Origin of the sequence: Mycobacterium sp., from assembly GCF_036488105.1 — a bacterium.
GTDB lineage: Bacteria > Actinomycetota > Actinomycetes > Mycobacteriales > Mycobacteriaceae > Mycobacterium.
The window spans coordinates 1-5,910 of the sequence record NZ_DASXHW010000336.1; the positions used below are offsets into that span (position 1 = coordinate 1).

At 69.7% G+C, this 5,910-nt stretch carries 12 protein-coding genes; 10 read left to right on the forward strand and 2 right to left on the reverse strand.

Annotated elements, in window-relative coordinates; translation table 11 throughout:
- Positions 1–86 precede the first annotated feature (86 nt).
- From VGH54_RS17865 to VGH54_RS17875, 3 genes are read left to right on the forward strand one after another with little or no spacing between them, the layout of a single operon-like run.
- A complete protein-coding gene (locus tag VGH54_RS17865; protein ID WP_331513410.1) occupies positions 87–230 on the forward strand; it encodes a hypothetical protein in 144 nt (47 codons plus the stop codon).
- Positions 223–414 carry a hypothetical protein gene (locus VGH54_RS17870; RefSeq protein WP_331513411.1) on the forward strand — a complete coding sequence of 64 codons (192 nt, stop codon included), beginning with the start codon at positions 223–225 and terminating at the stop codon, positions 412–414. The genes VGH54_RS17865 and VGH54_RS17870 overlap by 8 nt, the downstream gene beginning before the upstream one ends.
- Positions 411–734, forward strand: coding sequence for a hypothetical protein (locus tag VGH54_RS17875; protein ID WP_331513412.1), 324 nt, complete (start codon positions 411–413; stop codon positions 732–734). Before VGH54_RS17870 ends, VGH54_RS17875 begins: the two co-directional genes overlap by 4 nt.
- A 3-nt stretch (positions 735–737) precedes the next feature.
- Here the strand turns inward: VGH54_RS17875 and VGH54_RS17880 are convergent, their stop codons facing one another.
- Together VGH54_RS17880 and VGH54_RS17885 are read right to left on the reverse strand one after the other, a co-directional pair.
- Positions 738–974: a hypothetical protein gene (locus tag VGH54_RS17880; protein WP_331513413.1), complete on the reverse strand. Its 237-nt coding sequence runs from the start codon at positions 972–974 to the stop codon at positions 738–740.
- A 29-nt stretch (positions 975–1,003) separates the two neighbouring features.
- On the reverse strand, positions 1,004–1,249 hold the full coding sequence (locus tag VGH54_RS17885) for a hypothetical protein (RefSeq protein WP_331513414.1): 246 nt from the start codon (positions 1,247–1,249) through the stop codon (positions 1,004–1,006).
- A 391-nt stretch (positions 1,250–1,640) separates the two neighbouring features.
- Here VGH54_RS17885 and VGH54_RS17890 point away from each other — a divergent pair, with 391 nt between their 5' ends.
- From VGH54_RS17890 to VGH54_RS17920, 7 genes are all read left to right on the forward strand, one after another.
- Positions 1,641–2,570, forward strand: coding sequence for a hypothetical protein (locus tag VGH54_RS17890; protein WP_331513415.1), 930 nt, complete (start codon positions 1,641–1,643; stop codon positions 2,568–2,570).
- A complete protein-coding gene (locus VGH54_RS17895) occupies positions 2,567–2,938 on the forward strand; it encodes a hypothetical protein (RefSeq protein WP_331513416.1) in 372 nt (123 codons plus the stop codon). Before VGH54_RS17890 ends, VGH54_RS17895 begins: the two co-directional genes overlap by 4 nt.
- Complete coding sequence (locus VGH54_RS17900) at positions 2,935–4,332, forward strand: DnaB-like helicase C-terminal domain-containing protein (RefSeq protein WP_331513417.1); 1,398 nt, start codon at positions 2,935–2,937, stop codon at positions 4,330–4,332. Before VGH54_RS17895 ends, VGH54_RS17900 begins: the two co-directional genes overlap by 4 nt.
- Positions 4,329–4,733, forward strand: coding sequence for a hypothetical protein (locus tag VGH54_RS17905; protein WP_331513418.1), 405 nt, complete (start codon positions 4,329–4,331; stop codon positions 4,731–4,733). Before VGH54_RS17900 ends, VGH54_RS17905 begins: the two co-directional genes overlap by 4 nt.
- On the forward strand, positions 4,730–5,200 hold the full coding sequence (locus tag VGH54_RS17910; RefSeq protein WP_331513419.1) for a hypothetical protein: 471 nt from the start codon (positions 4,730–4,732) through the stop codon (positions 5,198–5,200). The genes VGH54_RS17905 and VGH54_RS17910 overlap by 4 nt, the downstream gene beginning before the upstream one ends.
- A gap of 202 nt (positions 5,201–5,402) precedes the next feature.
- Positions 5,403–5,684 carry a helix-turn-helix transcriptional regulator gene (locus tag VGH54_RS17915; RefSeq protein WP_331513420.1) on the forward strand — a complete coding sequence of 94 codons (282 nt, stop codon included), beginning with the start codon at positions 5,403–5,405 and terminating at the stop codon, positions 5,682–5,684.
- 33 nt (positions 5,685–5,717) lie between these two features.
- The coding region (locus VGH54_RS17920) for a hypothetical protein (RefSeq protein WP_331513421.1) at positions 5,718–5,910 on the forward strand (193 nt) is incomplete at its 3' end.

Genomic DNA, 5,910 nt, shown 5'->3' on the forward strand with positions numbered 1-5,910 from the left:
ATGCGCGCGGTCGGAATCGAGGCCGACGAGGAGCAGGCCGAGAAGGCCGCCCGCAGGCTCTCGCAGGGAGTTCTGGAGGCATTCGGATGACCGCCCACGGAGTCTGGGTCGCCCTCGCCTACGCCGGGGGCGGGGCACTGGCCGCCGCCTTCATCTCCGGGTGGGTGCTGCTTCCCGTCTTCATGTTCAGGCGGGCGCAGCGGGCGCAAGAGAGGAGAGCCGTTGACTGAGCTTGAACAGGTCGCCGCGGCCTGCATCGTCGCGCTGCTGATCGTCCTCGCCGCCGCTGCCGTTCGGTGCGGGTGGGTCGAGGGGTCCGCGACGGTCAAGCTGATCCCTCCGTGGAAGAGGCAGCGGCCGGAGCCGAAGCCCGTTTCCGCACCAGAGGCTGAGCCGCTGCGGGAGATCCCGTGAGCGCGGCAGCCCTACTGATGTACGTCGCGTTCGCTCTGGGCGGCGCGGCACTAGGGACGGTGCGGCACCCTGTCGCCTGGCGGGTGCTGACCATCGCCGCGAACACGGCCTGGCTGGTGTCGGACCTGCTGTACCGGGACTGGTTCGGAGTGGCGGTCAGTGCCGCCTGCCTGGCCCTCGTGCTCGGCCGGGACTTCTGGAACAAGCGCGGCAAGCGGGTCGCCCGCCAGCTCGGAGCCGAGTCCCGTGCCCTCGTCGCCGGGCTTGTCGAGCGGGTGCGTGAGACGGCGGCTCCGGTACCGGAGGGGGCTGGCGGGTGAGCGCTAGCCGAGCGGTACTCCCGGGTGGTCGCGCTCCCAGTCCCGGAACGACTGCCTGTAGCGGAGAACCTGGGTCAGCGCCACGTCCAGCTCGTCAGCGATGGCGTCCAGGGTCACCCCTCGCCGCTGGTTGGCCTCATCGATCTCGCGGCCTAGCCGGGCGCGGCCACGGGCGCGAAGGAGCTGCGCGTCCGCCTGCGCCTGCCGGTACGCGTCCCGCGCCTGAAGGACTTCGGGCACTTCAGCGCGTATCCCCTTGGTGTCCGGGGTCATGCCTTAGCGGCGGCGGCTTTCTTGCCTCGCGGGACCGCCACGTCCTTCGTCCACCGGCTGATCGTGTCGCGGACGTAGACGCCCTTGATGACGCGCTCCAGCCGGGCCGGGCCGTTCTTGACGCTCGCGGCACGGGCCTTGGGCAGCAGCTTGCGGATTTCCGCGCGGTGCTCCTCGGCCTCGGCCTCGAGGCGCAGCACGGCATCGGCGTGGTCCTCAAGCTCCTTCAGCACGTCAGTCACGTCCCTCATTGTGTAGCGACTTGCGTCGCGATGCAAGATCACGACCGTCACAGTCTAGCACGTCACGGTCTCGATCACGATCCGTCCGACGGTGTTGCTCACGATCGAGATCACGACTAGAGTCTTCATTGCACCAACCGAACGCCCGGCGGAGACCGGGGACCGCATCACCCGCATTGCCCCGAATTTCACACGTTCATCGCTGAATCCCCCTGAAGGGCAGACCTCCCGTGTCGATCCCCGCCTCCCCTGCATCCCTTGTTCCCGTGTTCCGTGCCAGCGGGCGCCCCTGGTTCACCTGGCTGCCGGACGCCGGGCAGCGGGATACAGGGGCCGACGAGGCCGCGGCGGTCGGCGGGAACCTATCGGCGGACCTGAGCAATGGCACTCAATGGGCATCAGGCTCGTGAGCGAGGTGCTCGACCACTACCACGGCCCGGACGCCCGGAAGCTGTGGCTGCTGGCATGGGCCGAGAAAGCCAACGACAGGACGCGCGCCGGATGGCCGACCCGCGAGGTGCTAGCGCGCCGCACCGGGCGCTCGCCGAGCCGCGTCTCGCACGTCGCCGACGAGCTTGTCACCGAGGGAGTGCTGAAGCGGGACGGCGGCGGTAACCGCAGCGGCCCCGCGAGGTTCATCATGCTGACCCTCGATGATGCCGGAAAGGGTGCGTCTAGCGCGCACCCTTCCGGTGACGGTAAGGATGCGGGCAGCGCGCACCCTCAAGCCGAGGTTAAGGGTGCGCCTAGCGCGCACCCTAACGAGCCTGGAAAGAGTGCGGCCAAGGCGCACCCTAAACCCAAGATAAAGGGTGCGGAATCAGCGAGAAAGGGTGCGGAATCCGGGGGAAAGGGTGCGGACCCGAGTCTCCTGCCAGCGGAAACAGGCTCGCTACCCCTCATTAACCCTCAACAAGAGCAACCCTCAGAGAACCTTTTGGCGGCGGACGCTGACGCGCCCACCGCGCAGACTGTCCTCGCCGCCTTTATCGACTGGGTTCGGGAAAACGGCGGCGAGCTGACCGAGCGGACTATCGGGACGCTAGCCCGCCAGATCGCCGCCTTGCTCCGGCAGCCGCACATCTCCGAGCGCAGCATCCGCCAGGGCCTCGCCGACTGGTTCGTCGCCAGCCAGCACCCCGGCACGCTCGACAGCTTCGTGAACGCAGCCGCCAACGCCGAGGCGAGGGCCCGTGCCGCGCAGAACGGCCAGGGCGCCCGACGCCCGTCCCAGGAAGCCACCAGTTCCGAGCGCGCCCGGCAGGCGATGGACGCCGGAGCCGAGGCCGCCGCGATCCTCCGTAAGGGAATCCAGCAATGACACCTGAGGAAACCGGGAAGCTGCTCGCCACGTGCGCGTCGTTCGACCGCCGCAAGACCGGCCCGCTTGACGTGATCGCGTGGCACCGCGTCCTCGGCGATCTTCGCTACGCCGACTGCGAGGACGCCGTGATCGCCCACTACACCGACACCGCCGACTGGGTCATGCCCGCCCACGTCCGCAGCCGCGTGAAGGCCACCCGGCGGGCACGGGTGGAAGACTCCGGCGTTCCGGAGCCGCCGCCGGAACTGGTCGACGACCCGGACCGCTACCGCGCGTGGCTCGCCGCGACGGTGGAGCGCGTCGCCGACGGCCAGGACACGGCCGAGATCGAGAGCCGCCCGCTGCGCGGGCTGGGGCCGGCATGAGCGGCGAAGGCGACTGGGACATCACCGCGGACCCCGGCTTGCTCGCCTCGGAGCGCGTCGTCGCCGGCGCGGCGGTCCAGTCGGCGAGGGCGGCCGGGGAACTCGCGCTGACCCTCGCCCCCGAGCACTTCCGCGACCACTCGTGCGCCGCCGCCTACGCCGCTGCGCTGCGCCTCGCCGAAGCCGGCGACCCGGTTGACCCGGCCTCGGTCCTCGGCGAGCTGTCGCGCACCAGGATGCTCGCCAGGATCGGCGGGACGGACGCCGGGACCGGCGGGGCGTTCCTGCACACGCTCATCGCGTCCGCCGTCGCCTCGGCCGAGAAGCTCCGGGACGGCCTGGACGCCGGCACCGCGTGGCACGCCCGCAAGATCCGGCAGGAGGCCGACCGGCTGCGCCTCGCCGAGACTGCGCGCCGATGCTTCACGATCGCCTCCGGCCCCGGCTATGACCCGGAGGTGCACCCTGACGAGATCCGCTCGCTGATCGACGCCGCCACGACCGGCGGCGGGATACAGCCGCTGCTCTCGCAGGCGGAACTCCTCGCCGAGGTGCTCGAGCGTCTCGAGTCGGAGCCTAACCCCGGCCTGCCGACGGGCATCGCCGACCTTGACGCCGTGATCGGCGGACTGCGGCCCGGCGAGCTGATCGTCGTGGGCGGAAGGCCCTCAATGGGGAAGTCGATTCTTGGCCTGGAGTTCGCCGAGCACGCCAGCGCCAGGCTCGGCCTCCCGGTGCTGCTGGCCAGCCTGGAGATGTCCAAGGAGGAAGTCATGCACCGCCGCATCGCCCGGCGGGCGAAGGTCTCCCTTGAGCGGCTGACCCGTCACTCGCTGGAGGAGTCCGACTGGCAGAAGGTCAACGCCGCCCACGCGGTGCTGGCCGGGTCGCCGCTGCTGATCGACGACCGGGCGGAGCAGTCACTCACCCACATCAGGGGGCGGCTGCGCGCCATGGAACGCGCCGGGGCCGCCGCAAGGCTCGTGGTGATCGATTACCTCGGCCTGATGGCCAAGCCGAACGCCGAGTCCCACCAGGTGTCCGTTGCCGCGCTGTCGGCCGGGGCGAAGCGGCTCGCCCGCGAGCAGGAAATCCCGGTCGTGCTCGTGGCGCAGCTCAACCGGATGCCGGAAGGGCGCTCCGACAAGCGCCCGGCGCTGGCCGACCTGCGCGACTCGGGCCAGATCGAGGCCGACGCCGACATGGTCCTGCTCGTCCACCGTGACGACTACTACGACCCGGAGACGCGCGCCGGCGAGGTCGACGTGATCGTCGCCAAGCAGCGGCAGGGCCAGCGGGTGACCGTCCCGCTCTCGTTCCAGGGCCACTACAGCCGTATCGCCGACATGCACCGCAGGTGGACACCCGCCTCCTCACTGGGAGAGACAGCATGACCGACCTGACCCTGATCTGCGAAGGGTGCCGCTGGCCCGTCCTCGGCGACACGGGAAGCCTATACGTCCGCCTCGGCGAGGTCATGGCCGCGCAAGTCGCGCAACGGGACTGGGACGCCGCGCGGTCGGAAGGGACGGCTGTTGACGTCACGGAACTGATCGCCCTTCCCGATGACGTCCGCTGGCGCGCCGCGCATGACGTTTGCAGGTCAGACCACGCCCAGGGCTGTTACGAGATCGACGCCCCGCAGATTGCCGAATGGCCTCACGTCGCCCGCTGGACTGCCCACCTGATGGCCAAGAACTGGCTCACCCTGACCGACTGGGACGACGTGCTGCGCGAACTGTCCGGCGAGACACCGGCGAAGCGGATCCGCGTGACCGCGAGGGCGGCGGCATGAAGCTCTACGAGGTCTACGACGACACCGAGTGCCCGCGCTGCGGCAACCGTGAGGGAAACCGCGACCACGGCCCTTACGAGCCGCACCCGCTCGATGCCGGGCTTGGCGGCACACCCGACCCGTGCGTGCACCTGATGACCTGCGGCAAGTGCAGGAAGCCATTCGACGTCGCGCCCGACTGGTACATCGAAAAGCAGCTAGAGCCGGGCGGCAGGCTGTCCGGCGCTGTTGAGCAGATCCGTGCAGAGCTCGCGTGCCCCGACTGCCCGGCCGAGGTCCGGGTGACCTTCCGCGGACGGGTCTATGCCCTCGTCGTCCATGTCGCCACCTGCCCCTGGCTTTCCCGCTATCAGGCCGGCGAACTGTCCATGAAGAACGGCGACCACACGGGAGCACATCCCTGCGGCGTCGACAAGGTCACCCACCGGGGACCGTACAAGCGGGATCCCGAGCGGAGGGGATCATGACCCCCCGTTCCGACCTCGCCGACTGCTGTCCGGCCTGCTTCCCTGATGTCAGTTCCGCGGTACTCCCGTCCTCTGTCACGGAGGAGGAGAACGGGTCACTGAGGGCTGAGTACGGGCACGAGCGGTGCGGGTTCGGGTGGTCGTGCTGGTGGGATCCTGCGGCGGCGAACTGGCCGCTGCGGCGCTCTCAGGAGGTGGCCTGATGACCCGCCTGGTGCCGGAGTCCGCCCTTTCCCGCCGTGACTGGCTCGAGGACATCGGGGCGGCCGAGGTCCGGCGGCTGTGCGGGATCTCCCAGCAGACGATCGCGGAAGCGCTCGGCGTATCCCAGGTGGCGGTCTGCCTGTGGGAGACGGGCCGCAGGGTGCCCCTCGGCCGCGCCGGGGCGGCTTACTGCCGGGTGATCAGGGCTCTTGCCCGGCACCTGGCGGTGGAGATTCCCGAAGGCGAGCAGTCCGCCGCCCCGCTCAGCCTTGCCGCATAACCCTAAACCTCAACTTGAAGGAGAGAGTTACCAGTGAAGATCAAGGTCACCAGCAGGGGCGAGACAGAGTTCAAGCTCGACCCCCAGTACGAGGAGCCTGCCGTCCGGGAAGTGCTCGGTCGCGCGGACAGCGACATTGCCTCGGAGGTCACCGAGTACACCGACATCGAGCGGTCCAATATCAGCCACGACGAGTACGCAGTCGTTACCGAGGACGACGGGACGG

Coding starts and splice junctions, on each gene's coding strand:
- VGH54_RS17865 (WP_331513410.1), top strand. CDS start 87: ATGACCGCCCACGGAGTCTGGGTCGCCCTCGCCTACGCCGGGGGCGGG.
- VGH54_RS17890 (WP_331513415.1), top strand. CDS start 1,641: ATGGGCATCAGGCTCGTGAGCGAGGTGCTCGACCACTACCACGGCCCG.
- VGH54_RS17895 (WP_331513416.1), top strand. CDS start 2,567: ATGACACCTGAGGAAACCGGGAAGCTGCTCGCCACGTGCGCGTCGTTC.
- VGH54_RS17900 (WP_331513417.1), top strand. CDS start 2,935: ATGAGCGGCGAAGGCGACTGGGACATCACCGCGGACCCCGGCTTGCTC.
- VGH54_RS17905 (WP_331513418.1), top strand. CDS start 4,329: ATGACCGACCTGACCCTGATCTGCGAAGGGTGCCGCTGGCCCGTCCTC.
- VGH54_RS17910 (WP_331513419.1), top strand. CDS start 4,730: ATGAAGCTCTACGAGGTCTACGACGACACCGAGTGCCCGCGCTGCGGC.
- VGH54_RS17915 (WP_331513420.1), top strand. CDS start 5,403: ATGACCCGCCTGGTGCCGGAGTCCGCCCTTTCCCGCCGTGACTGGCTC.